The organism is Psychromonas saccharinae (assembly GCF_051201515.1).
Taxonomy (GTDB): Bacteria; Pseudomonadota; Gammaproteobacteria; order Enterobacterales; family Psychromonadaceae; genus Psychromonas.
The window spans coordinates 4,277,701-4,301,352 of record NZ_CP195153.1 but is presented as its reverse complement, the minus strand read 5'-3'; the positions used below and the strand labels follow the sequence as shown (position 1 = coordinate 4,301,352).

The 23,652-nt window shown below is 38.2% G+C and carries 24 protein-coding genes and 1 pseudogene; 12 read left to right on the top strand and 13 right to left on the bottom strand.

Annotation, left to right across the window (positions count from 1 at the left end; genetic code table 11):
- Nucleotides 1–11 precede the first annotated feature (11 nt).
- From ACR30L_RS19210 to ACR30L_RS19180, 7 genes are all read left to right on the top strand, one after another.
- Nucleotides 12–1,466 carry a circularly permuted type 2 ATP-grasp protein gene (locus ACR30L_RS19210; RefSeq protein ID WP_435235841.1) on the top strand — a complete coding sequence of 485 codons (1,455 nt, stop codon included), beginning with the start codon at nucleotides 12–14 and terminating at the stop codon, nucleotides 1,464–1,466.
- 1 nt (nucleotide 1,467) lies between these two features.
- The gene (locus tag ACR30L_RS19205; protein ID WP_435235840.1) at nucleotides 1,468–2,406 is read left to right on the top strand and encodes an alpha-E domain-containing protein; all 939 of its coding nucleotides are present in this window, start codon (nucleotides 1,468–1,470) and stop codon (nucleotides 2,404–2,406) included.
- Between the two features lie 165 nt (nucleotides 2,407–2,571).
- Complete coding sequence (locus ACR30L_RS19200; protein WP_435235839.1) at nucleotides 2,572–2,949, top strand: hypothetical protein; 378 nt, start codon at nucleotides 2,572–2,574, stop codon at nucleotides 2,947–2,949.
- Between the two features lie 314 nt (nucleotides 2,950–3,263).
- Nucleotides 3,264–3,512, top strand: a complete 249-nt coding sequence (locus ACR30L_RS19195) for a hypothetical protein (protein WP_435235838.1) — start codon at nucleotides 3,264–3,266, stop codon at nucleotides 3,510–3,512.
- Nucleotides 3,513–3,528: 16 nt separating this feature from the next.
- Nucleotides 3,529–4,011, top strand: a complete 483-nt coding sequence (locus ACR30L_RS19190) for a hypothetical protein (protein ID WP_435235837.1) — start codon at nucleotides 3,529–3,531, stop codon at nucleotides 4,009–4,011.
- A complete protein-coding gene (locus ACR30L_RS19185; RefSeq protein WP_435235836.1) occupies nucleotides 3,977–4,294 on the top strand; it encodes a hypothetical protein in 318 nt (105 codons plus the stop codon). The genes ACR30L_RS19190 and ACR30L_RS19185 overlap by 35 nt, the downstream gene beginning before the upstream one ends.
- Nucleotides 4,295–4,586: 292 nt before the next feature.
- Entirely contained in the window at nucleotides 4,587–5,696 is a 1,110-nt protein-coding gene (locus tag ACR30L_RS19180; protein WP_435235835.1) for an AI-2E family transporter, read from the top strand.
- A gap of 19 nt (nucleotides 5,697–5,715) precedes the next feature.
- Here ACR30L_RS19180 and ACR30L_RS19175 read toward each other — a convergent pair whose 3' ends face one another.
- The 11 genes and pseudogenes from ACR30L_RS19175 to ACR30L_RS19125 form a co-directional block, all read right to left on the bottom strand.
- Complete coding sequence (locus ACR30L_RS19175) at nucleotides 5,716–7,062, bottom strand: sigma-54 interaction domain-containing protein (RefSeq protein ID WP_435235834.1); 1,347 nt, start codon at nucleotides 7,060–7,062, stop codon at nucleotides 5,716–5,718.
- A gap of 225 nt (nucleotides 7,063–7,287) precedes the next feature.
- Entirely contained in the window at nucleotides 7,288–7,848 is a 561-nt protein-coding gene (locus ACR30L_RS19170) for a hypothetical protein (protein WP_435235833.1), read from the bottom strand.
- A gap of 187 nt (nucleotides 7,849–8,035) precedes the next feature.
- The gene (locus tag ACR30L_RS19165) at nucleotides 8,036–9,649 is read right to left on the bottom strand and encodes a diacylglycerol kinase family protein (protein ID WP_435235832.1); all 1,614 of its coding nucleotides are present in this window, start codon (nucleotides 9,647–9,649) and stop codon (nucleotides 8,036–8,038) included.
- Between the two features lie 54 nt (nucleotides 9,650–9,703).
- Nucleotides 9,704–10,135: a hemerythrin domain-containing protein gene (locus ACR30L_RS19160; RefSeq protein ID WP_435235831.1), complete on the bottom strand. Its 432-nt coding sequence runs from the start codon at nucleotides 10,133–10,135 to the stop codon at nucleotides 9,704–9,706.
- A gap of 76 nt (nucleotides 10,136–10,211) precedes the next feature.
- Nucleotides 10,212–10,405, bottom strand: a pseudogene (locus ACR30L_RS19155) (hypothetical protein).
- A gap of 11 nt (nucleotides 10,406–10,416) precedes the next feature.
- Complete coding sequence (locus tag ACR30L_RS19150; RefSeq protein WP_435235830.1) at nucleotides 10,417–10,587, bottom strand: DUF1328 family protein; 171 nt, start codon at nucleotides 10,585–10,587, stop codon at nucleotides 10,417–10,419.
- Between the two features lie 28 nt (nucleotides 10,588–10,615).
- A complete protein-coding gene (locus ACR30L_RS19145) occupies nucleotides 10,616–11,173 on the bottom strand; it encodes a BON domain-containing protein (protein WP_435235829.1) in 558 nt (185 codons plus the stop codon).
- A gap of 225 nt (nucleotides 11,174–11,398) precedes the next feature.
- Nucleotides 11,399–12,727, bottom strand: a complete 1,329-nt coding sequence (locus tag ACR30L_RS19140; protein WP_435235828.1) for an NCS2 family permease — start codon at nucleotides 12,725–12,727, stop codon at nucleotides 11,399–11,401.
- Nucleotides 12,728–12,737: 10 nt separating this feature from the next.
- Entirely contained in the window at nucleotides 12,738–13,841 is a 1,104-nt protein-coding gene (locus ACR30L_RS19135; RefSeq protein WP_435235827.1) for an adenosine deaminase family protein, read from the bottom strand.
- Between the two features lie 106 nt (nucleotides 13,842–13,947).
- On the bottom strand, nucleotides 13,948–14,874 hold the full coding sequence (locus tag ACR30L_RS19130; protein ID WP_435235826.1) for a LysR substrate-binding domain-containing protein: 927 nt from the start codon (nucleotides 14,872–14,874) through the stop codon (nucleotides 13,948–13,950).
- Between the two features lie 384 nt (nucleotides 14,875–15,258).
- Entirely contained in the window at nucleotides 15,259–15,744 is a 486-nt protein-coding gene (locus tag ACR30L_RS19125; protein WP_435235825.1) for a GNAT family N-acetyltransferase, read from the bottom strand.
- A 249-nt stretch (nucleotides 15,745–15,993) separates the two neighbouring features.
- On the opposite strand from ACR30L_RS19125, the gene ACR30L_RS19120 reads away from it, so the two are divergent.
- Together ACR30L_RS19120 and ACR30L_RS19115 are read left to right on the top strand one after the other, a co-directional pair.
- Nucleotides 15,994–16,815, top strand: coding sequence for a 2-keto-4-pentenoate hydratase (locus ACR30L_RS19120; RefSeq protein ID WP_435235824.1), 822 nt, complete (start codon nucleotides 15,994–15,996; stop codon nucleotides 16,813–16,815).
- 235 nt (nucleotides 16,816–17,050) lie between these two features.
- Complete coding sequence (locus tag ACR30L_RS19115; RefSeq protein ID WP_435235823.1) at nucleotides 17,051–17,650, top strand: SAM-dependent methyltransferase; 600 nt, start codon at nucleotides 17,051–17,053, stop codon at nucleotides 17,648–17,650.
- Between the two features lie 42 nt (nucleotides 17,651–17,692).
- Here the strand turns inward: ACR30L_RS19115 and lysA are convergent, their stop codons facing one another.
- On the bottom strand, nucleotides 17,693–18,940 hold the full coding sequence (gene lysA / locus ACR30L_RS19110; RefSeq protein ID WP_435235822.1) for a diaminopimelate decarboxylase: 1,248 nt from the start codon (nucleotides 18,938–18,940) through the stop codon (nucleotides 17,693–17,695).
- Between the two features lie 101 nt (nucleotides 18,941–19,041).
- Between lysA and ACR30L_RS19105 the strand changes: the two genes are divergently transcribed.
- On the top strand, nucleotides 19,042–19,953 hold the full coding sequence (locus ACR30L_RS19105) for a LysR family transcriptional regulator (RefSeq protein ID WP_435235821.1): 912 nt from the start codon (nucleotides 19,042–19,044) through the stop codon (nucleotides 19,951–19,953).
- Between the two features lie 12 nt (nucleotides 19,954–19,965).
- On the opposite strand, the gene ACR30L_RS19100 is transcribed toward ACR30L_RS19105, so the two are convergent.
- On the bottom strand, nucleotides 19,966–21,129 hold the full coding sequence (locus tag ACR30L_RS19100; RefSeq protein WP_435235820.1) for a DNA cytosine methyltransferase: 1,164 nt from the start codon (nucleotides 21,127–21,129) through the stop codon (nucleotides 19,966–19,968).
- 580 nt (nucleotides 21,130–21,709) lie between these two features.
- Between ACR30L_RS19100 and ACR30L_RS19095 the strand changes: the two genes are divergently transcribed.
- On the top strand, nucleotides 21,710–22,528 hold the full coding sequence (locus tag ACR30L_RS19095; RefSeq protein WP_435235819.1) for a MurR/RpiR family transcriptional regulator: 819 nt from the start codon (nucleotides 21,710–21,712) through the stop codon (nucleotides 22,526–22,528).
- 118 nt (nucleotides 22,529–22,646) lie between these two features.
- Nucleotides 22,647–23,648, top strand: a complete 1,002-nt coding sequence (locus ACR30L_RS19090) for a bile acid:sodium symporter family protein (RefSeq protein WP_435235818.1) — start codon at nucleotides 22,647–22,649, stop codon at nucleotides 23,646–23,648.
- Nucleotides 23,649–23,652 lie beyond the last annotated feature (4 nt).

Below are 23,652 nucleotides of genomic sequence, written 5' to 3'. Positions count from 1 at the left end.
AGGTAAGGTGTATGAAGATTGATTGGAAAGCGTACCAAACGAATGGCTTTTTTGATGAATTAATTGACGAAAAGGGAAACGTCAGATTACACGGGCAAAAGTTAGCTCAGTTTTTTTCTAGTTTAAGTACAGAAGAGTTAAAAAAGGCTAGGTCGGTTGCTGACTTAGCCATTAAAGAGATGGGGATTACCTTTACCGTCTACAACGAAGGGAGCATGATTGACCGAGCATGGCCCTTTGATATCATTCCACGTACCATTGGCAACAAAGAATGGAACAATGTTGAAACGGGCTTAGTACAGCGTGTTGAGGCATTAAACTTATTTATTGATGACTTATACCACGATCAAAAAATAATAAAAGATGGCGTATTTCCGCGCGAATTACTCGAAAAGTCAGTTAACTTTCGTAAACAGTGTGTTGGTATTAATCCTCCGAATAAAATATGGGCGCATATTTGTGGTTCTGACCTAGTACGTGATGGCAATGGCACCATGTATGTGTTGGAAGATAACCTACGGGTTCCCTCGGGCGTTTCCTATATGTTAGAAAATCGCTCTGTAATGAAACGTGTCTTCCCCGAATTATTTGAACAAGTCCCAATCCTTCCTGTCGATGATTACCCTTCTCAGTTATTTGATATGTTAGCGGCGATGTCGCCTCGTAAACAGGATAAACCTGAAGTTGTCGTCTTAACGCCTGGCGTATTTAATTCTGCTTACTTTGAACATTGTTATCTTGCTCAGGAAATGGGGTGTGAGTTAGTTGAAGGGCGAGACCTAGTGGTTGAAAAAGACGATTGTGTGTATATGCGCACTATCACAGGGTTGCAGCGTGTCGATGTTATTTATCGACGTATTGATGATCTGTTTTTAGATCCGGAAGTCTTTTTACCCGATTCACAGTTAGGTGTGCCGGGGTTAATGCGTGCTTGGTCGAAGGGGAATGTTGCCCTTGTTAATGCGCCTGGTGCTGGTGTTGCTGATGATAAAGTTGTCTACGCCTATGTACCAGAAATCATTAAATACTATCTTGGTGAAGACCCTAAATTAGCAAATGTACCGACCTATAAATGTTTTGATAAAAAAGAATGCGATCACGTTATCCAAAATATTGAAAAATTAGTGGTGAAGCCTGCGAATGAGTCTGGTGGATATGGTTTGTTAATTGGTCCTAAATCAACCAAAAAAGAACAGCAAGAAACCATTGAACAAATTAAGGCCGATCCGCGTAACTGGGTGGCACAACCGACCTTGAGTTTATCAACGGTACCGACCTTAGATGGCATTGAGCCCGATGGCCGTCATGTCGATTTAAGACCCTTTGTGCTTTCTTCTGGTCATGATACTAAAGTGACCATGGGCGGATTAACACGAGTTGCGATGGTGAAAGGGTCGTTAGTCGTGAATTCATCGCAGGGTGGCGGTAGTAAAGATACATGGATTATTGACGAAGAGGCTGAATAATATGTTATCAAGAGTAGCTGAAACTTTATATTGGGTATCACGTTACATTGAACGTGCTGAAAATGTCGCACGTTTGATCAATGTGAATAACATGCTCATGATGGATTTGCCCAAAGGTGTTTGTGCAGGTTGGGAGCCCCTAGTCGATATTATTGGTGCACGACAAGCTTATCAGGAAAATCATACCGATTACGAAGAGCAAAAGGCATTACGCTATTTATTAGTGGGTAAGGATAATAACTCTTCTATTTTAAATTCGATTATGTCTGCCCGTGAAAGTGCGCGTACCATTCGAGATGTTATTCCTCGAGATGTGTGGGAAGAGATTAATTTATTATATTATTACGTCAAAGATAATCAAAATGAAGGCCTGAGTAAACGTGGTCGATTTGCTTATTTAAAAAAGATTATTGAATCCGCGCACCTTATTTTTGGCTCCCTTGATGCGACGATAAATCATGACCAAGGTTATACGTTTATCCGCTTTGGTTCGATTATTGAACGTGCGGATATGACCTCGCGTATTTTAGATATTCGTTCTGAAACATTGATCACTACGGAAGAAGCGAAGCCCTATGAAAATATTCAATGGATTAGCTTGTTGCGCTCATTAAGTGCCTATCAGATGTATCGTCAGCAAATGGGGGTGCGTGTACAACGTTCAGATGTAATTGAATTTATTATGCACAGTGAAGTTTTTCCGCGTTCAATTTTATTCTGCCTGTACGAATTAAAATCACTGAGCGAACCCTTACTTAATTCTAGTGGAATAATTAAGGTTATTGATAAAACGATATACGATTTAAAACATAAAGATGTCAGAGCACTTAAGAATGGTTATCTGCATCGTTATGTGGATCAAATTCAAATTGATTTGGCAGGTATTCATAATGAGCTGGCTGAATCTTACTTTTTAAAAACACCTGAATTGCAGGAATAGTAATTGTAACCTAGTTCAACATGATAATATTAAACGGCCTTTAACGTCATTGTTATAGGCCGTTTTTGTTTGTTCTCTCGATTCTATTTAGCTTGCTTACCGTATCAAGCTAGTCTAAGCTGCCGTCCAATTGCATTCATCATTCAAATTCTAAATAGGTAACTTATGAATATTATCAATGTACCAGAACTGGCTAAGCCAATCGTTAAAAGTCATCACAAAGCACGTCATATGAAAAAAATGGCTATTGGTCCTTTTTCTCTTAGTTGTGCAGAAATGCGCTTTAGTGGCGATATCGAAAAATTCGACGAAGTGGATGATGCCTTAATGGCATGTCAACAACAGCAAGGTTGGGATCTGTTTATTGCGTATTTCAATGATCAGTACCATGTCGCAATTAATTTCTTTACTGAACAACAAGATGTTAATGCCGTGCTAGAAGTGGCAAGTGCGGTTATTGCAAAACAACTTGGTGATGTTGAAGTACAGGTTTTAGTGGGTGATGCAAACTATGGCGATTGGGATAGTTGTTACGCAGCTTAGTCTCTTTCTGGGCATGCTTTCACCTTCTCGTTAGCATGCTTTTTATTTTAATATTTCTTCGTGATACTGCCTTCTTCTATTTGCGTAACTTTTACAGGGTTGCTGTAAATCATCGGTAAAAAGTACAAATAAAAATCTTCTCTTCTTTTTAATTTGATTAATATTCTTTATTTATCAGTTGGTTATGTTTTTGGCATACATCTCGCAATACGTTAATTGAACAACCCGATAGATGGGAAGATTTATGTTTCATTTTTTTGAATCGTCATCACTCTCTATTTTCTGATTCATGTTATTTATTTAGGAGATTTATTATGGCTACATCAAAAGCAAAAACGCAAAGTTCACAGGAAAAAATGGAAGATGCTTATCAATTAGCAGGAGAAGCGGCATCTGAAACCGTTGATTCATTAAAAATGCAAGCCAAAGAAAAGCTTGGAGAAGGTACCGATAAAGTCAAAAAAGTGACTAGCCAGACTGAAAGTATTATTAAAGAGCGCCCATTATTGAGCGTTGGTTGTGCCTTTATCGCCGGTTGGGCTGTCTCAAAATTGCTTAAATAATGGAAGAGGTATCTTCATGAAAAACAGTAATGAACCAGCATCTGGACATAAAAGTAACGAAGATACTCAATCGGATACTCCATTCAATTCAGCGGAGTTCAACGCTCAAATTGATCAACTAAAAGCGGTTTTTAATCGGGTATCTGCATTATCTCAGGAGATGGGGAGATGGTCTGAGTCAACTCTCCAACTGTTTTTGATTGAAGTACAACGTAATATTGTTGCAGCAAAACAATTCATCTTTTGCCAACTACTATTTATCTCACTACTCATATTATTTGTATTTAGTGTCTGTGTTTGTGCTGGTGGGATCACCTATTACTTTACTGACAATTTACTTGCTGCGATTGGCATTTTTTTAGCCACTATAACTAGCGTATTAGGTGGTTTAGCTTATTGGCAAAAACGCTTATTTAAGCATTTCGGATTTAAAGATACGATTGCTCAATTGGAGGAAGGTGTCAATGTCATCTATCAAGCATCTCAATCGAGAGATTAAACGTAAACGTATGGAAGGTAAATTATTTGCTAATAAATCCGCTTTATTATTAACGCGTTTGTTAGTGTCGGCGAAAAGCTATACCAGAAAAAATCCTTTTAAGGTTGCAGGCGGTATCGCTTTTGCGACGATTATAATGATTAAGTATCAGAAAAAAATTAATTATATTTACCCCATTGGTTCCTTAGGTTTTAAATTCTTTAAGCAATTCAATGAGCAAAATATATACCCGTTACCATTCAAGATGCAGAAATCAGCAAGACGAGAGGTGAGCAGATTCTAGGCATAAAGGTGAAGATCTAACGGGTTAAATCGAGACTTTATAACAACGAAGATGTTTGCCTCTCGTCTTGCCCTGTGGGTCACTAGCTCGTTTCTTATAAACCATGGCAATACTGCGTTATAACATTCGATAAGGACTAGCCATTAAAGATGTAAAGTCTTGTTTTTACATCTACCGATAGAGGATTAACGCAGTTAATCGCTCGAAAGGTCTTCATGTTACGCCTTGCCTTGGTATCCGAGCTAGTGACTGATAAACGCATCTTGATTGGTAACGGGTATAAGGAGCATGTATGTTAAATGACAATAAAGACAGCACTCAGAGTACGGCGTTAATTGTTCAGCGAACGGAGCATGAGCAAGTCGCACATGACCGTAAAAGCCTCTATCATATTGGGTTCTGGATTTTATTTTTTATTGTGATTACCGCCACCGTATATATCGCAAAATCATTATTATTCCCCATCGTACTCAGTACTTTTATTGCGTTACTGTGCAGCCCTTTAGTAAATTATTTCTTGAGGATTGGCGTGCCAAGAGCGATGGGGGTTTTGACTGTTATTTGTTTAATTGTTGGAATTTTATTTGCAGGGGCTTCTATTTTGACAGAACCCGCACAGCAGTGGTGGGCTAAGTTACCTGAGTTAGTAAAAGATGTATCAGAGGAAATGACTAAAGCAACCAACGATGACGGTACAGGTGCCTTATCGAGTAGTAATATTGTTAGCCAAAGTAATGTCGGTGAATTTCAAAGTAATACCGTCGTTTCTTTAGTTAAAAGTATTGCCGTCATCACGCCAACGATTATTACGCAGATTATGATTGCGTTGTTTATGGCTTATTTTATGTTGAGTTATGGCCGTTCATTATTTACCGGCTTACTTATGCAGTTTGATGATTTTTCGAATAAACGTATTACCGTCGAATTGGTCAGAAGTATTCAGAAAGACTTATCACGTTATATCGGTACAGTGACCTTAATAAACGTCGGACTTGGTATCGCAGTCGGTAGTTTATTTTTTATTATTGGTATTGAAGATCCCTTTGTGTGGGGAGCTCTTGCAGGGATTATGAACTTTGCTCCTTATCTTGGGCCGTTGATTTCAATGGTGTGTTTTGGGGTAATTTCCTATGTACAATTTCAATCGGTTAGCATAGCGATGTTAATCGTGGCTGCATATATGACCATTAATATGATTGAAAGCCAATTTGTAACCCCAACATTATTAGGTCGAAAATTTAACCTTAACCCATTAATTATTTTTATTTGGTTGATTTTATGGGGCTGGTTATGGGGCAGTATGGGGATGTTGATTGGTGTGCCTTTGCTCGTTTGTTTAAATACACTATTGGAACGTTTAGATATATTTGGTCGCACCCATTTAGTGCTACGAGCAAGGTAATTCGTTAATGGGGATAGGCTTATGAAGCTTCATATTTATCGAGTTTATTATAAAGCGTCTTCACACTTATGCCTAAGTCCTGGGCTGTTTTGGTTTTATTGCCGTCGTTATTATCCAAGGTATTAACGATTGCCGCTTTTTCAATATCATTAAGGGAAACCCCTGCAGGGACTAGGTCATCAAGCTGATCATTTTGTTCTGATGGTGCAGTATCAAAGACTAAATGCGATTCTTTAATTACATCATCAGACAGTATAAATGCTCTTTCGATAGCATGTTTAAGTTCCCTGACATTGCCAGGCCAATCGTAATCTGCAATTTTAGTTAATGCGGATTCCAAAATGGTTTTTTTAACCGATTGTTCGGCATTTTGATGAGCAATAAAATGCTTGGCTAAGCCAGTAATATCCTCACCGCGATCGCGCAATGGTGGAATAACGACTGGGAATTCCGCTAAACGGAAATATAAATCTTCCCTTAGAAATTGCGCTTCAATAGCCGTTTGTGGATCTCGATTGGTTGCAGCAATAATCCGCGTATTCGTGAAATGTAAGGTTTGGCCTCCGACGCGACGGTATTCACCCGATTCTAATACGCGTAGTAATTTAACCTGATGCTCGATCGGCATTTCAGTAATTTCATCAAGAAATAATGTTCCACCTTCCGCCTGTTTAAAGACCCCTTCATGGGATTTATCTGCACCGGTAAACGCGCCTTTTTTATGGCCAAATAGCTCGCTGTCAATCAATTCTGGACTGAGTGCACCGCAGTTGATTGCAATAAAAGGTGCTTGGCTTCGTTCACTTGCAAGGTGAATTGTTTGTGCGACTAATTCTTTACCTGCACCACTTTCACCAACAATAAAGACAGAGGCATCGGTTTTTGCTACGCGACGTAATATGCGATAAAGCTTATGCATGGGGTAAGATGAGCCGATTAATAATCCAAACTGGTCAAGATCGCTCGTTGCAACACGTTGGCCAACGGAACTTTTCGAGATGGAAGATTGGCGAACATCACGTAATGTTTCTGCTAAAATTTTCGTATCAACGGGCATACGATAATGGAAGATAGCACCAAATTGCATTAATTTGTCGAGGTGAATATTCGGCGCACCAGAGCTAATTAAAATTAAGTCCATCTCATTTAATAATGCATCGAGCTTAGACAGTGCTTGATAGTCTGCCTGACTAAAGCCATTTATCTCAATAATTGCAATATCAGGTGCGTCATTTTCAATCTGTGAAATCCAATTCTGTGCAATTGTTAATTCAACGGTTTCGAACTGGGATAGTTCAGGTTGACTAATAATAGACTGACGTAATAATTCGTTCTTGACACTTAACAACAAACTTAACTTGTCCATTTGATTGCTCTCTCAATAGCGATTCCATTGTTTCAGAGATTCATAGTCGCCATATAATGAGATTTTGTCAATCTTATAGTTTGTTGTGAAAGGTAATCACAAAGGGATTGTTAAAATTGAATTTGTGACGAAGTTAAGCTGTGCGAGTTGATTATATGAACTTGAGAAAGTGGTTAATATTTTTATGTGAGAGAAATTTTTAGGTACTAATTTATCCAAAAGTTATTATATTTTTATTTGTTGTGTGTGCATTTTTAGATTTTTGGCACTTACGTTTAGACCATCTATTTCTAGTTCTAAGTTTATTTTCTTATTATGTGCCACGCTAAGAAATATATTGACGATTTTAATTAATTGCACATAGTAAACATGTTTTTTACATTCTTTGTCGGATGCAAAAAAGAACCCAGCACAAACCATACCATCAGGAACAAAAGGTGAGTAAATTATGCTATGTATAAATTGATTACAAAGTTGTTCTAAAGCTAATTCTTCTTTAATACTTTGGTTAAAATTGAATTTTTTAGACCATTTTTCTTCTTTATCATCTACCAATTCAATTCTAATTGGATAAGAGATTAAACGGGTATTAAACCCACAGATAGAAGAACTTAATAGCTTACTTTCTTTAAGTTTCCTGATTGCATAAAAACCAACAAAAATTGCTTTTTCAGTTTTAAATTCAAGTTCATTGTCCCATACCGTTTTACGGTAAAGGCTTTCTAGAAAGCTAGCTGAATCTTTTAATTCATTTAACCAATATTCTTTTGTATATACTTCAATCATGGCTAAACTCCTTTGCACATAACAGCTTGTTGTTCGAAACGGTACTTCTTTCTATTAGAAAGAGTGGCACTGTTTATGATTTATAAATAACACTAAAATACATCATTTTTTCTTATCATTAAATGATTACATTTAGAAATAAAATATAAAACAAGTCGAAGAATAAATCATTTCAACATTGTTAAGGTTAAGGAACGCGGACCTTTAGTGATGAAGGTAAGATAGTGATATTAATGTGTTCGGCGCTATGTGTTTCGCCATCAATCACATAATTAATGGTTTTATTTGCTGAAATTTTAATATGGCTACCAGCGTCATATTTAAATAGAGATGCATTGTCCTGTGCGCCAATACTCGATAGGGCAAGGTCTGATAATGCAATAACTCGTTCAGCCATTGAATTGGTTTGGTCTAAATAAGTCATATGCAATTTACCGTCGTCGGGTTCTGGCGCATCACCGCCATGGGCTAGCATGGTACTAAAAGGTGCGGTATTGGCAACCACTAAACTTTGTACATCAAGTTCTTGGATTGGTTTATTATCAATTTGAACGGTCAATTGCTGTGAATCATCACCTGCGACAGCATTAAAAAAACCGGTCAAATAAGCTATCTGGCCATGTTGATTTTTATTATCCCGATTTGCCGACTCAATCATTTGTTGTTCGAAACCGATTCCCATTGCTAATAACATCAGGTCTTCATTGCATGTTGCCGTATCAATATCACGGACATTATTTGATAAAATAGCTGTGCAGGCGCTTTCTACTGGCGAAAACTTTGCTTCTAATCCGTAAAGGACATGGGTTAATGCATTGGCCGTTCCAAAGGGAACAATACCGAGTACAACGTCAGATTCAACAATTTGACTGGCCACTTCGGTAATCGTGCCATCGCCGCCACAAACAATAATATTACTAACATCCGCTTGCTTGGCCTGTTGAGTTAACTGCTTAGCGTTAATCTCAGGTGTTGTTTTTACTATTTGCAGGCGATGTTGAGTGGTTATTTCACGTATTAATTGTTGTTGATTCTTCGCCCATTTACCACCACCTGAAACAGGATTAACAATCATCCAAGTCGGTTTTGGCAATTGAAGTTGTTTTTTATTACGAACGGTATTGAGGACTTTATATTGCATCTTATTCAATTGTGCCGATGAACGAATTGCATTTATTTGTGCTAGTACTTGGTCGACACTTAATGAAGGATCGCGGCTCAATAAATAAGCCGCCATAACAAATACCGAACGACCACGCCCGAGTGCACAATGGATAACCACAGAACGAGATTGCGCCACCTGCGTATCGATCCAATACAGAGCATGACGGAGTTTATGCAAAGACGGTGTTTTATGATCGAGGACGGGAATGGTCAGATAGTCAAAGTGTTTATCGGTCATTGCACTTTCGAGCCCTGCAAATTCAGCCGTAACATCCATAATACAGTCGATATTTTGTGATTTTAGGTAATCGAGATCCGATGATAAAAGGCGTCTTGATAAATACAGGTGGTTAGCAATTTTTTGTATTGGCGGCACATCATCGTGCTTTCTTTCCCAGGCATTATAGGCTCTTACGCCGAGTAGAAAGGGGATAAAGGCCCAGCGGATCCACCAGATAATTTTCCCATCATTGTTTTTACGGAAAATGGAAGGTATATCAATAAGATAAGCTATGCTGACGATGGCTAATGATAATGCAACCCATGAAAATAGTAATGTCAGTAATAGGGTGGGAAGTAACCAAGCCAACGCTAAACTTAACAGGGCACCTAATAAATAATATTTGGTAATAAACATGGAGATCTCCTTAGCCAATCAAACATTTTATCGATTATCGTATGCGCTGAAATACTAGTACGACATTTCTTTATTGTACTGTTCCGCTAAGGTGTGTTTTTGTTGTTCTGTTAGGACTTTGCCTGCCATTTGAAAAAAGCGATGTTCTTCTTCTTCAAGATGATGCGATACTTTATGTTTTAATGATCGCATCGTTGTTAACCAACCGGGTGAACTAAAGTCCGTGTCGTCGAGTTGTGCAATTATCTTATCGATAGCATGGTGTTCTGCAATACCGTGTCGCGACATCTCAATGGTTTTATCCTGCTCAATTAAAGGCGCGTAAAAATAACGTTCCTCTGCGATCGCGTGTTGTTCAAGTTCGTGTTTTAGTTCATTGTAGAACTCTCTTCTTGCGGATGAATCACCGGTTGTTGAAACTAATGTATCCAATAATAAACGTTGTTTTTCATGGCTTTCGCGTAATGTATCAAAAATATTATTCATAATTTATTCCTTGTACGAAGTGAGTAAAGGTGAAAATGATGGGAGACATCATTTTCAGTAAAGCGAATGGCAGAGGTTAACAATCTTTATCTTCGGCATTCAGGGTGTCCTTTACATTTTCACAGGCATCTTCAATGCTATTTTGTACATCGGTAGATGCATCATCTATTTTTCACCTGCTTTTTCTGCTGGGCCTTCGGAACAGGCACTGAGTAAAATAACTAGGCTTGAAATGGCTAAAAAAGACTTACAATTTTTTAATTGAATCATAATATTCCCACTTATTTTTGAGTGTTATTCATCATATTTAACACGAGCGATATAATGAATAGGACAACAAATAGATAAAAAATAATTTTAGCAATACCTGCTGCAGCACCTGCGATACCACCAAATCCGAATATTGCTGAAATTAATGCAATGGCTAAAAAAATAAGTACCCAGCGAAGCATAATGTTTCTCCTTTTCTATAAGCTGTATTTATTGGATGACTTCTAGATTATTAATCACATGTTTCACATCTTGCGTATTACGTGCGATGTTCATTGCTAAATCATGTTGTTTAACAGAAGCAACTTCGCCAGTTAACTCGACGGTATGCTCATTGGTGTCTACGTTAATATCTAAGCCGCTAATGTCGTCTTCCATTAATAGTCGTGTTTTAATCACTGTGGTGATTTTTGCATCCGTTAAAGCAACTAATGCTTTATTATTACGATTCTTTTCAACGGGGGTGTTTAAAATAGTTAGTTGGTTATCGACAGCTTCAACACCATCCAAATCTTCAACCAGTTCTCTTGCGAGTAATTTTTCTATACGATTATCTACGTCACCGGTTAAGGTGATCACACCATGGTTAACATGGGTATTAATATCGAAGGAATTTAAATCTGGATTAAATAATAAAATCGTTTCAGCTTTGCCATCTATCCATGCATCGAGAGATTCTTCTTTCCATGTTTGTTGGTTTGCCAATGCAACCGTTGATGATGCAAGTAGTACAGTAGGAAGTGCGATACGAGTAATCATGCTGTTCATATTTTTCTCCTTTATTTGAAACGTATGTCATTTGTCTATCTATCCATCTAGCTATAGCGAAGACTGTGCCAGTTTTTAACTTGCTGTTTTTAAAGGTATATTTTGCATGGTGAGAAAGAGGATGAGATAAAGTATGAAATTTTTACAGTGTCATAATGTAATAGTTAGCGAGGTGGGATTAATGGAAAAGTGCCTCAAAGTAAGAGGCATTTTAGATATTGATGATTAGTGTCCTGCAACGATATAGAAATAGTAAATCATAAACAGTGCAATCACATATACAGACCAATGATCTTCTTTATAACGGCCTGTGATTACCTTTAAAAAGCCATAAACTAACATCGCAGCAGCAATTCCATTACCCGCATTGAAGGTGAAGATGCTGATGACCACACAAACAAAGGCAGGGAAGTATTCAGTAATATCATCAAAGTTAACTTTTTTGATTGAACCCATCATTGAAATGCCGATATAAATGAGTACCGGTGCCGTCGCGACGCTAGGGATCATTCCTGCAATGGGGGCGATAAAGAGTGTTGCGAGGAAACATATTGCGGTAACAATTCCAGTGAATCCGGTGCGGCCACCCGCTTCAACGCCAGCAGAGCTTTCTAGATAAGTGGTGAGCACTGGGCAAGCGAATAACGAGCCAAAGGTGGTTGCGGTCGAGTCGACATGGAAGTTTTTTTCAATGCCCGGTAAATTTCCATCTTTATCGAGATACCCTGCTTGTCCACCGACACCGAGTAAGGTGCCTAATGTTGAGAAAAAGTCGGGAATAAAAAAGGCTAAGAGAAATGGCAAGTATGTTGGATCTAATGCACCAATAATATCGAGTTGCATAAACATGCTGTCTATGTTGGCTGGCAGGCTAAAGAAATGGTCCGGTACTTGAGAAATACCTAAGGGTAAGCTGATTAATGTGGTGGTAATAATAGAAAGAATAATCCCACCTTGAATTTTTCTTGTCGTGAAAAATAAAACCAGGAAGAAGCCAAAAATAGCGAGTAACGAAGTCGTTGCAGTTAAATCTCCGAATATTAGAACATTCTTTTTGGCATTGGCAACGATAATCCCTGCGTGCTTAAACCCAAGTAGGGCGATGAATAGGCCAATCCCCACGCCGACTGACACTTTAACACTGTGTGGGATGACCCGAACCACAAAATCACGCACCCCGAAAAATGAAACTAACATAAATAAAAAACCGCTGATAAATACAATGCCTGCCGCAATGCTGAGCGGGACATCATTACCTAGCAGCGTAAACGAGAAAATCGCAACACTACCTAATCCGGGAGCAAGTACAAAGGGGCGGTTAGTATAAATAGCCATTGCAACCGTGGTAATAATGGTCATTAAAATGGTGACCGTTAATGCACTATCGAAGGGTAAACCGCCTTTGGATAACATACCGGGGACAACGGCAATAATATACGCCATGGTCGCAAAAGTGGTTAAGCCAGCAATGATCTCCTTTCGCATTGTTGTCCCATTTTCTTGGAACTTGAACCAACGGGCAATGTTCCCTCTCGATTGTATTTCAGTTTTCATATGCTCTCTCCTAAGCGTGTATTCTTTGATATCTAATTCGATGATCTTCTTTAATGGATGGTTCCGTTACTAATCTATTTCGGAGCTGATCAAATTCTGACAACCAAAGGCTTTTCCATTGGTTTTTTTGTATCTGGGGGACCCAGCAGGCATCGATAGTATTAGCGAGGATAACGCGTAGGCTATCTAAATCGAATCCAAATTCTTCGACCAATACCCGATAACAATTTGCACTGTTGGTTGCGTGAATGTGCCAATCATCGGTACAGGGGATAATATTCAATCCCGCCTTTGCCATGGCTCGAATAGGGTGTTGCGTACGCCATTGTTGCTTATCTGGCCATTGCTTCAAGTAGTGTGTATTGGATGGGATCACCGTAAAAGGAATGCCGAGTTGTGCATATTTTTGTGTAAGTTCTGGATTATCAATAATGGTATAACCGTGGTCAATACGTTCACAGTCAATCAGTTCAATACCGGTTTCAACATTGCGCCAATGCAAGCCGAATTCGGAGCAATGGGCGGTTAATCTTAATCCATTGTTCATCGCTAATGAGTAAGCTTTCCAAAAATGTTCTACGGGCGCATTTTCTTCGCGGTAATCGATGCCGATACCCAATACGTAAGGATGAGGGCATTGAATTAATGTTTTAACCATATCAACTGCAATCTCAGGTGTTTTTTCGCGATTGATAGAAGGGATAAAGCGAATGATGACGCCAAATAATTGTTCTGCCATATCAGCAGCTTCAACCATTATTTGGTTAAGTTCATTATAGGGTAAGTGAGTATCGCTGGGGTTCCAAAAGGTTTCTATATAACGTAAGCCTACGTGTTGTGCATCTTCTGCTACTTCTAAAATAACACGCTGATAATCGGCAGCTTCTCGCATGATTTGATATAGAAAAGTGAGCGCATCGATACCTCCTTTACGTTTCATTCCCGGTTGTTGATAAGCGCGGTAATAGGCCTTCGCATCTGCTTCGGTTAATGCAACGTTATATTTTTTAGCGAAATCACACATCGTGTGTAAGCGAACACCACCAAGTAAATGGTAGTGGATATCTGCTTTGGGGATTTGCCGATAAAAATCCTCTAGGGATAGTGATTTCATGAATCTCTCATTACGTAAATAATCAATACCGAAAAGTATTATCAATAATGAGGATAATGTGAAATGCTGTTTTGGCTTCGTTAGTGTTAATTTGGCATTAGCGGAATTAGCCTTTTTTCTCTTGCCACGGTGAGATTAATTGGCAGCCATTTTGACAAGCATTATCTAAATGATCCCACCATTTTTCTGCATCGGGGTGTAAGGTTCCATTGTTGCGGTATAGGCGCACTTGAAAGGGAATATGCAAACGGCTTGGATTGAGAGCGATAAATTGACCACTATTGAGTTCTTCCTGAATTAAATTGTCAGGTAACCAAGCAACACCTTTTCCTCGTTGCACCATCTCCTTATGCATTTGACACATAGACGATTCAAACACACCGGACAATTTCACATCCAACGAAGGTTGATATTGTTCAATGAGGCGTGCTGAATTGCTGCCCGATGTATAACGCAAATAAGGTAACGTTGGCATATTAAGATTAAATAGCGGTTGCCCATCTCGATCAGCGGCAGAAACCAACAGAAACTGGCCATCACCCAAACGAATATTGGTAAAGGGAGGTTGCATTAATTCCATCAATTCAAAACAAAACAGAAAATCACAATTGCCCTCCTTTAGTGCTTCAATACCCACTTCAACGCGTAATATATCAATGGAAAAAGGTAGCGTCTGATTATTATTGGTGACGCTATCAATTAAGTTTATCAAAGTGGGAGAGGCCAATGAATGTGGACAGGATATAATAATTGGGTTGAGTAAAGGGGCATTTAATTGATCTAAATTTTCGACGCCTTGATGCATTTGTACCAATATATTTCGTGCCGTTGAATGAAATTGACGCCCCGTTGGTGTTAAACCAATCGGTGTAGTACTTCTATCCACTAAGGTATGACCGACAGCCGTTTCAAGTGCTTTAATGCGACGACCAAAAGCGGGTTGAGTAATATGTCGCGCCTCAGCTGCTTTAGAAAAATGACGAATTTCTGCAAGCGCTAAAAAATCTTCGAGCCATCGCGTGTCTAAGTTCATGATGAAGCCTTGGTCTATTTATGTGATTGCTGAATTGAGCGTGTAAGATAAATATCTCAATAATCCCTGTCATCGGCAGCATGATTGATGTTATCAATTAGTGTTATACCTGTTACCAATCAAGATGCGTTTATCAGTCACTAGCTCGGATACCAAGGCGTAACATGATGACAATGGCTAGTCCTTATCGAATGTTATAACGCAGTATTGGTGTTCGAGCTAGTGACCTGCAGGGCAAGATGAGAGGCAAACATTTTCGTTGTTATAAAGTCTCGATTTAACCCGTTAGATCTTCACCTTTATGCTTAGAATCTGCTCACCTCTCGTCTTGCTGATTTCTGCATCTTGAATGGTAACGGGTATATAAGCAAGATAGTTGCCAAATTAAAAGGTGAGTAGCATATCATTCCAACTAACACCGCCATGGCTTGATGCTGATTGCCCTAAATGTTCAAATCCATTACGTTTATAAAAATCGATTAAATAGTCTTTGCAGGTTAACACGATGCCTAATTGTCCTCGTTTTTGGCTTACTTTAATTAAATGCTGAATCAATAAAGATGCGTACCCGTTGCGCTGGTATTCAGGCGACACAGCTAAACCAAAAACCGTTTGGTATTGACCATTTGGGCAATGAAGTGTCGCATCGGCATACAATGCATCGGGCAATTCTGGACGGTCATAGATACATCCATTTACGTGACCGACAATTTCTCCCTCTATTTCTAATACAAAGAAACATTCAGGGAAGGCTGCAAATCGTTTCTTAAATGAATCTAAACTGGCAGCTTCAGCTTCTGGGAAGCACGCATTTTCGATCGCAGAAATACGATTAATATCATTGGCGGTGGCGGGGCGTAAGTTTTTCACGGATGATTCCTATCAAAATTAATCAAGTGTTTCTGATTATACACGGTTTAGATTAAGTGATTCTGCTTTCAAAGTAGTGGTATTGATCGTGAATAAAAAGTCAGTAAATAATCGCTATTTTTATCAAAGATGCGCGCTTTTGCACAAAAATAAGGAATCACTTAATATACTATTTGTTTACACATAACTTTAAATACTACAATATTACTATATAGTGAAATTCATTTATTTACATTAGAGGGTTTACCCATGACGTTGATCGACACTCAGTCCGATAGCTATATCGCAGAAATCTCAGACAAATTGCTTGAAGCACGTAAAACAAGTACTGGCTTACCTGATTTTCCTGGTGAATTACCGACGACATTAGAAACGGCTTATAAAATCCAAGATCGTAGCATCAGTAAAATTGATGACAAAATTGTTGGTTGGAAAATTGGTGGTATTACACCTGACCTACAAGAAAAGCTAAATGCAGTGCGTTTATGTGGGCCTATTTTTGAAAAAATGGTTAAGTATACAGACGGTAGTGAACGTTTATTAATGCCTGTATTTAAAGACGGTTATTCAGCTTATGAAGTGGAATACGTCATGGAGTTAGGTGATACGTCGCATCTACCTGCAACGGGTATCACTGAAGAGCAAATTAGAAGCGTTATCAAACGTGTCTTTATTGGTTTTGAAATGGCAAGTAGCCCAATCCAAGATGTGAATAACGTTGGTTCAATGGCTGTTATTTGTGACTTTGGTATCAATGAAGGTTGTATTATTGGCCCAGAAGTGAAAGATTGGAAAAACGTTGATCTATTTGATGTTGATGTATCAATCACGATTGATGGTAAATTATTTGGTCCGGTTAAACCTAATTCTGGTTTTGTCGGCGCATACGGTGCAGTGAAATTCTTAATTGAGCACATGAAAGCACAGGGTAAAGAATTACCCGAAGGTACAATGGCATCAACGGGCGCTATTACTGGCGTACATGATGAAAATGTAGGCGTTGGCTCTAAAGCAGAAGTCACCTTTGCTGGTTTAGGTGGATTTAGCATGGAACTTGTTTCTAACGGCTAATCACACTTAATATGTTAAGCGTCAAAGTCGGCGCTTAACATTATTTTTAAATTCCGCTATTTTATCTTCCTCACTACCTGCTTAATTTTAGTATCACTTTTTTCATCTGCTTAACCACGCAAGTGTTGATTTATCTGTTATCGCGTGTAATGCATTGGTAAAGTAACCAGTTAAATTATTTCGAATACTAATTATTTTAAATATCAGTTTTTAAATCGTAAATAAAGGAATGCCAATGTGGGATCAACGTTATAACGAAGAAAGCTTTGCCTATGGCACCGAGCCAAATCATTTCTTAAAAGCGGAGTATCATCGAATACCAAAGGGAGGAAGAGTCCTTTGTTTGGCTGAAGGTGAAGGTCGCAATGCCGTGTTTTTAGCAAAGCAAGGCTATGACGTAACGGCGGTCGATCAATCCGCTGTAGGACTTAAAAAAGCAAAAGCATTTGCTGCTCAGCAGGGGGTTAACATTTCAACGGTTGTTACTGATTTGAATGATTATGATTTTAGCAATGCGATTTGGGATGGCATTGTTTCTATCACAGCGCATGTACCGCCTTTTATACGTGAAAATATTCATGGTCAAGTGGTTAATTCTTTGAGCGATACAGGCATATTTATTTTGGAAGCATATACAGAGCGTCATTTAGAAATGGAGGGTATTGGTGGTCCTCCTGCTGCGCAAAAAGCATTATTTATGTCATTAGAATCCTTAGAAAGTGAACTTCATGGTCTTGAATTTATTATCGGTGAAGAAATTGATCGGCATATTTCAGAAGGTAAATACCATCAGGGCGAAAGTGCCGTGGTGCAAATCGTTGCTTGTAAAAAGTAATCAAAGCGGCAGCATAAGCCGCTTTGTTTTTGATAAATGTACTTATTTGATTAGTACTTCATTGCGCCACAGATCATTGATGCTTTCGCGTTTACTAATCAGATGAGCTGTGTCGCCATCTATTAATACTTCAGCGGCTTTAGGGCGGCTGTTGTAATTAGAACTCATGCAAAAGCTATAGGCACCCGTGGAAAAAATTGCTAGGTAATCTCCTTCTTCAATCGCTAGTGTGCGGTTTTTTCCTAAAAAATCACTACTTTCGCAAACGGGTCCGACGACATCATAAACTTTACTCGTTAAGTTATCGTGCTCAACGACGGGGTGTATATTGTGCCAAGCACCGTAAAGTGCGGGGCGCAATAAATCATTCATGGCGGCATCGACAATCGCAAAGTTTTTCTCACCATTATTTTTAATCAACTCTATTTCGGTGATCAAAACGCCTGCATTGGCAACAACAGCTCTGCCAGGTTCAAAAATAAGCGTTAAATCGCGTTGTTTAACTTTTTCAAATACTGCTTTTACATAGTTTGTTGCTAATAATGGTGACTTATTATCGTATTGAACTCCAATGCCTCCGCCGACATTTAAATGTGTCAATGAAATGCCGAGATCGCTCAATTCATCAATTAGTTGTAGCATTCTATCGATTGAATCTAGAAAGGGGGAAATGTCAGTAATTTGGGAGCCAATATGAAAATCGATACCTTTGAGTGATACATGACTCAGTGTTTTTGCTTGGATATATAAAGGTTTCGCATCTTCAATACTGACACCAAATTTATTTTCTTTTAGCCCCGTCGAAATATAAGGGTGTGTATCCACACTCACATCGGGATTTACGCGTATCGAAATGGTCGCTATTTTATTTATGCCAGCAGCGACTTTATTAATACGGTAAAGCTCTGCTTCGGACTCAACATTAAAAGAAAAAATACCGGCATCTAATGCATAGGCTATTTCACTACTTTTTTTACCCACACCTGAAAAAATAATGCGTTTAGGATCACCGCCTGCAGCAATTACTCTGGCTAATTCTCCTTGAGATACGACGTCAAATCCAGCTCCAAGTTTAGCAAGGGTGCTTAATATCGAAATATTACTGTTTGCTTTAACGGCATAGCAAACCATCTGTTTGTTTTTAAATTCGGGTGATTCAAACTGTCTCCAGTTATGTGCGATCATGGCTTTAGAATAGACAAACAACGGTGTTGAATGTTTTTCTACTAATCTACTGACTGCACAATCTTCTACATATAATTCTTTTTTGATATATCTAATTAAATTCATTTTTATCCATTACCCTTTGTATATTCGTTGATGCTAATAATGCTTTTGGTCTATAAAAATGTAAAATATCAATAATTAAGTAATCTATTCGGATTTGATATATGCTTAAAATAACCCATAGACACATTGACGTTTTTCATGCGTTGATGACAACAAATACCGTCACAGCAGCAGCACAAATGCTCTCGACTTCGCAACCAACGATTAGTCGAGAGCTTGCGCGAATGGAAGATATTGCAGGTTTTTTGTTGTTTGAACGAATTAAAGGACGACTCAAACCAACGGCCAATGCCTATCGTTTATTTGAGGAAATCAAAAGTGCTTATGTGGGACTTGAAAAAATATCGGATATGGTAAAAGGTTTGAAAGAGGAAACGCTTAGTCAGTTATCAATCATTGCTCAACCGACCTTTGCGCACGCGTTAATTCCCGGTGCATGTAAACGTTTTAAAGAAATTGCAGGTGATAGTAATATATCTATTTTATTAGAAGACTCACCTTTTTTGGAAAGAAAACTATCAAATCAACTTTTTGATTTGGGGATATCAGAAAAGCAAGATGCACCCGTTGATACCTACTCTGAAGAAATTTTTGAAGGGAATGAAGTGTGTGTGATGCCTAATAATCACCCTCTGTTATCCAATAAAGAGATTACGATAAGCGATTTATCCGATCATGATTTTATTAACCTTTCTCCGAACGATCCCTACCGCATAAAGTTAGACCGAATTTTTGATAGTCAGCATATTAAGCGCAATCACGTTATCGAAACGTCCTCGACAACCTCGCTATGTTGTCTTGTTCGTTCTGGGTTAGGTATTGGAATTATAAATCCTTTAACCGCCTATGATTTTAAGGGCGATGATTTTAAAATACGGCCTATTGCCTTTTCTCACCCCTTTAAATTTAGTGTTATTTTACCCAAATATCGCCCTCTGAATCCTTTAACTGAAATTTTTATTGGTGCAATGAAAGAAGAAGTCGCACAAGTTAAAAAGCATCTTTATTTTTGAGTAAAATTGTTATTAGGTTAAACCTTTTATTTCAATTAATGCGTTAAAGATTGATAAGCCAATTTTTTCTGCTAATTTAGCGGGTACTGCATTACCCAGTTGTCGCATTACTTCGCTCCAAGAGCCTTCAAATTGGAAGTTATCTGGGAAGGTTTGGATTCTTGCGCTTTCTCTTACCGTTAAATATCTAACACTCCCATCTTCATATCGAATCATATTTTCTCCACCGGGAACACCATGAGTACCGGCTTTGAGTGCTTTAGAAGGATCATCGATATAACTCCCCGTATGACCTGGATATATTTTTGCTCCGCCTTTAAAAATATGTTGATTAAAGTTCTTTGCGTGTGCCTTTTGAGGATCGGGTAAATTGCATATCGCATCCCTAACTGTTACCCAAGGTAAATATTGAGGTTTAGATGAGCCATATTTCTTTTTAATTTTTTCTACTTTTTTTAATGTTTTTTCATCTATTGTTGGTACCAATAATTGGTGTTGCTTCCAGTAATCTTTAGAAATCCATTTTTCCCATATTAAGGCATCTTCAGAATGTGTTGGTTCAGGAAAAGTCCAATTAATATGAATGTCAGTTCTAAACCCAATGAAAAATACACGTTCTCGTTTTTGTGGTACGCCATAATCAGCCGCATTGACTAGTTTGTAAGTTACATTATATTCTAAGCCTGTATGTGCGGATTGAGCGTGATACTTTTCTAATGCAGCGTGATGTTGTTCCCATGATTCATTGGTTGATCTTTCTATGGAAGGATATTGAAGTTGCAAAATAATATATTTGAAATAAGGTTCGAAGGATTTTCTCATTAATCCTTTAACATTTTCAAAAATAAATGCTTTGGGCTTTTTTTCACGAATCGCGTTAACGGCTTGAGGAAACATGTCTCTTGAATCGTTATTTGCTTGTGATTTCCCACCTAGTGAGAAAGGTTGGCATGGCGGTCCACCTGAAATAAGATCTATTTCATTTTCAATCGTTGTATAGTCAAAATTAATTATATTGCCTTCGTAGAGTTTTTTACCATAATCAAATACATTGTTATTTCGAATTGTTTTACACGCATCTTTATTTACTTCAACAATGGCTTTATGTTGAAAACCACTATTTACTAAGCCAAGTGCCAAACCACCCGCGCCAGCAAAAAGCTCGATTGAATTCATGTTGTTCCTAAATTTATTTTTATTAATTACATGACAGTTTACTGTTAGGTGTAATGCGTTTTTAAGTTTAAATATACTGAAGAAAGTTAATTATTTACATGATAACTTTTCATTTAATCATTTTGATTATATTTAATCTCGTAATTTATCTTATTCAGATTTAGCTTGTTCATAATCAGCAGTAAGTGTTGTCTTTCCTATATAGATTGGTTTATTTCCGAATGTCACGTAGCTAGCATGTCTACCTGTAGAATAAAGAGCTTACACTTCTGAATCTTTCAACTGATGGGGATTCATTGCTGTGACTCTAAGCTGAGTGAAGCGTCATAAATCAAAAAACATTTTGAGATAGAGGTGACCATTTCAGCACAACCTCGGTGCATTGCCGCACTATTTAACTGCAATAAAAATAAATAATATTATTCACATTTATTAAATTCCCTATAACTAACTGATAAGTAATGGTAGTTATATTTTTGTTTCAATTGGTACGTAATTTGCTTTTTATGAAACGATTGTTACAATAGATTGGTTGAATATTGTACTTATCCGATAGACAGGTTTCGATAAAGGTTGAATTATGACCAATATAAGTAACTCCTTAGCTGAACGCATCACCTTACATTATCCTAAATTAACCGAGAGTAGTCGTAGTATTGCCGATTACCTGCAACATAATCCGGAAAAGATTTTAATGCTTTCCACGGGAGAAATTGCAGAGGCATGTGGGGTATCAAAGGCCAGTGTCAGTCGTTTTATTCGTCAATTAGGGTATGACGATCACCTCGCTTTACGTAGTGAAATGATGGTGGAACGTGAACAGGGGGTACCTGTTTTGACGACGAATATTGATGACTCGGCGTTACAACAGGAAGTTAAATCTCTCGAGCTGTTATGGAAACAGTTAAGTGAAATGAATTTAGATCACTTAATTGATGAAATTGCGACGGCTAAGCGCGTAAAAATTATCGGTTATCGTAATAGTTATCCGATAGCGATGCACTTTCGTCAGCAGTTAATGCAGTGTCGAGCAGGCGTTGATTTATTACCCCTGCCTGGGCAAACCTTGGGGGAGGATTTGAATGCTATTGAACCCGATGATTTTGTGATTGTGTTAGGCATTCGCCGTCGAGTGAATAATTTTTCAAAAATTATTGAACAGTTATCTAAACAACGCGTATTGCTGATTACCGATCAATCTGGTCAGAAATATGCTAACGATGTTAGTCAGGTATTGGTTTGTTCTATGAATAATCAAATCCCATTAGATAGTTATGCCGTACCGATGAGTTTAGTGTCGTATTTGGTTAACCGGATTTATATTCATTTAGACAGCAAAGCATCAAAGATTAGTCGCAAAATTAGTGCAAGTTATACGGCATTAAATGAACTCGAGTGATAACTGCTCTTTTCTTGGGCTTACTTAGTCAAGCACAGTTATAGATAAATAATAAACATGTACCTGACCTTCTGTTAGGTCTTGGCAAAATGAATACTAATTGAGAAGAAAATACTTTATGGCTTTTATTAATAAATTGAAAAAAGAATGGTTTCTGGTCGGGATGCTAGTGGCAATCGGGCTGGCGGTAATATCGTCAGATTTAGGCAAGTCGGGCGGTGTGTTACATCTTGATGCTGTCACCGGTATTGGTGTCGCACTCGTGTTCTTTTTACATGGTTTAGGTTTATCGCCAAAGGCCATTAAAGAAGGTATATCGAATTGGCGTTTACATATCTTTATTCAGCTTGCCACCTTTGCTATTTATCCGTTAATTTGGGTTATCTTTGGTTCAACATTCCTTGCTTATATGCCATCTGCGCTTGCCTTTGGTTTTTGTTATTTATTTGTTTTACCGAGCACTATTTCTTCTTCGGTCGCAATGACAAGTGTCGGTAAAGGTAATGTACCTGGTGCTATTTTTAATGCTTCTTTATCAAGTATTTTAGGGGTATTTATTACGCCGTTATTGATTCAATTATTTATGGGGTTTGAAGGTGCGGAATTAGATTTAATGGCATCGGTTATTTCGATCTCTAAATTATTATTATTACCAATGATTGTTGGGCAGTTATTGCGCCCCTACTTATTAGAGTTTGCACAAAAACATAAATCGGTAGTAGGTAAAGTCGATAAATATGTCATTTTACTGATTGTTTATAGTGCGTTCTGTGATTCAGTTGCAAATGGTATTTGGAGTGGTTTCACTATCTCTATGCTAGCGACATCGATTATTATTTGTTTTGTTTGTTTATTGGTGATGGTGCACTCTCTGCAATGGTTTGCACGTCGTTTCGGTTTTCAACAACCCGATGAAGTCGCAGCTGTCTTTTGTGGAACTAAAAAGACCCTAGCGGCTGGTGTGCCAATGGCGAAGGTTATTTTCGGCGCAGACCCAAGATTGGGAATGTTGCTATTACCTATTATGCTTTATCACCCCATTCAAATTTTCTACTGTGCTGTATTAGCGAATCGATATGCAGCCAAAAGTGCGCAAGCAGAACAACTGGCGACGGATTAATTAA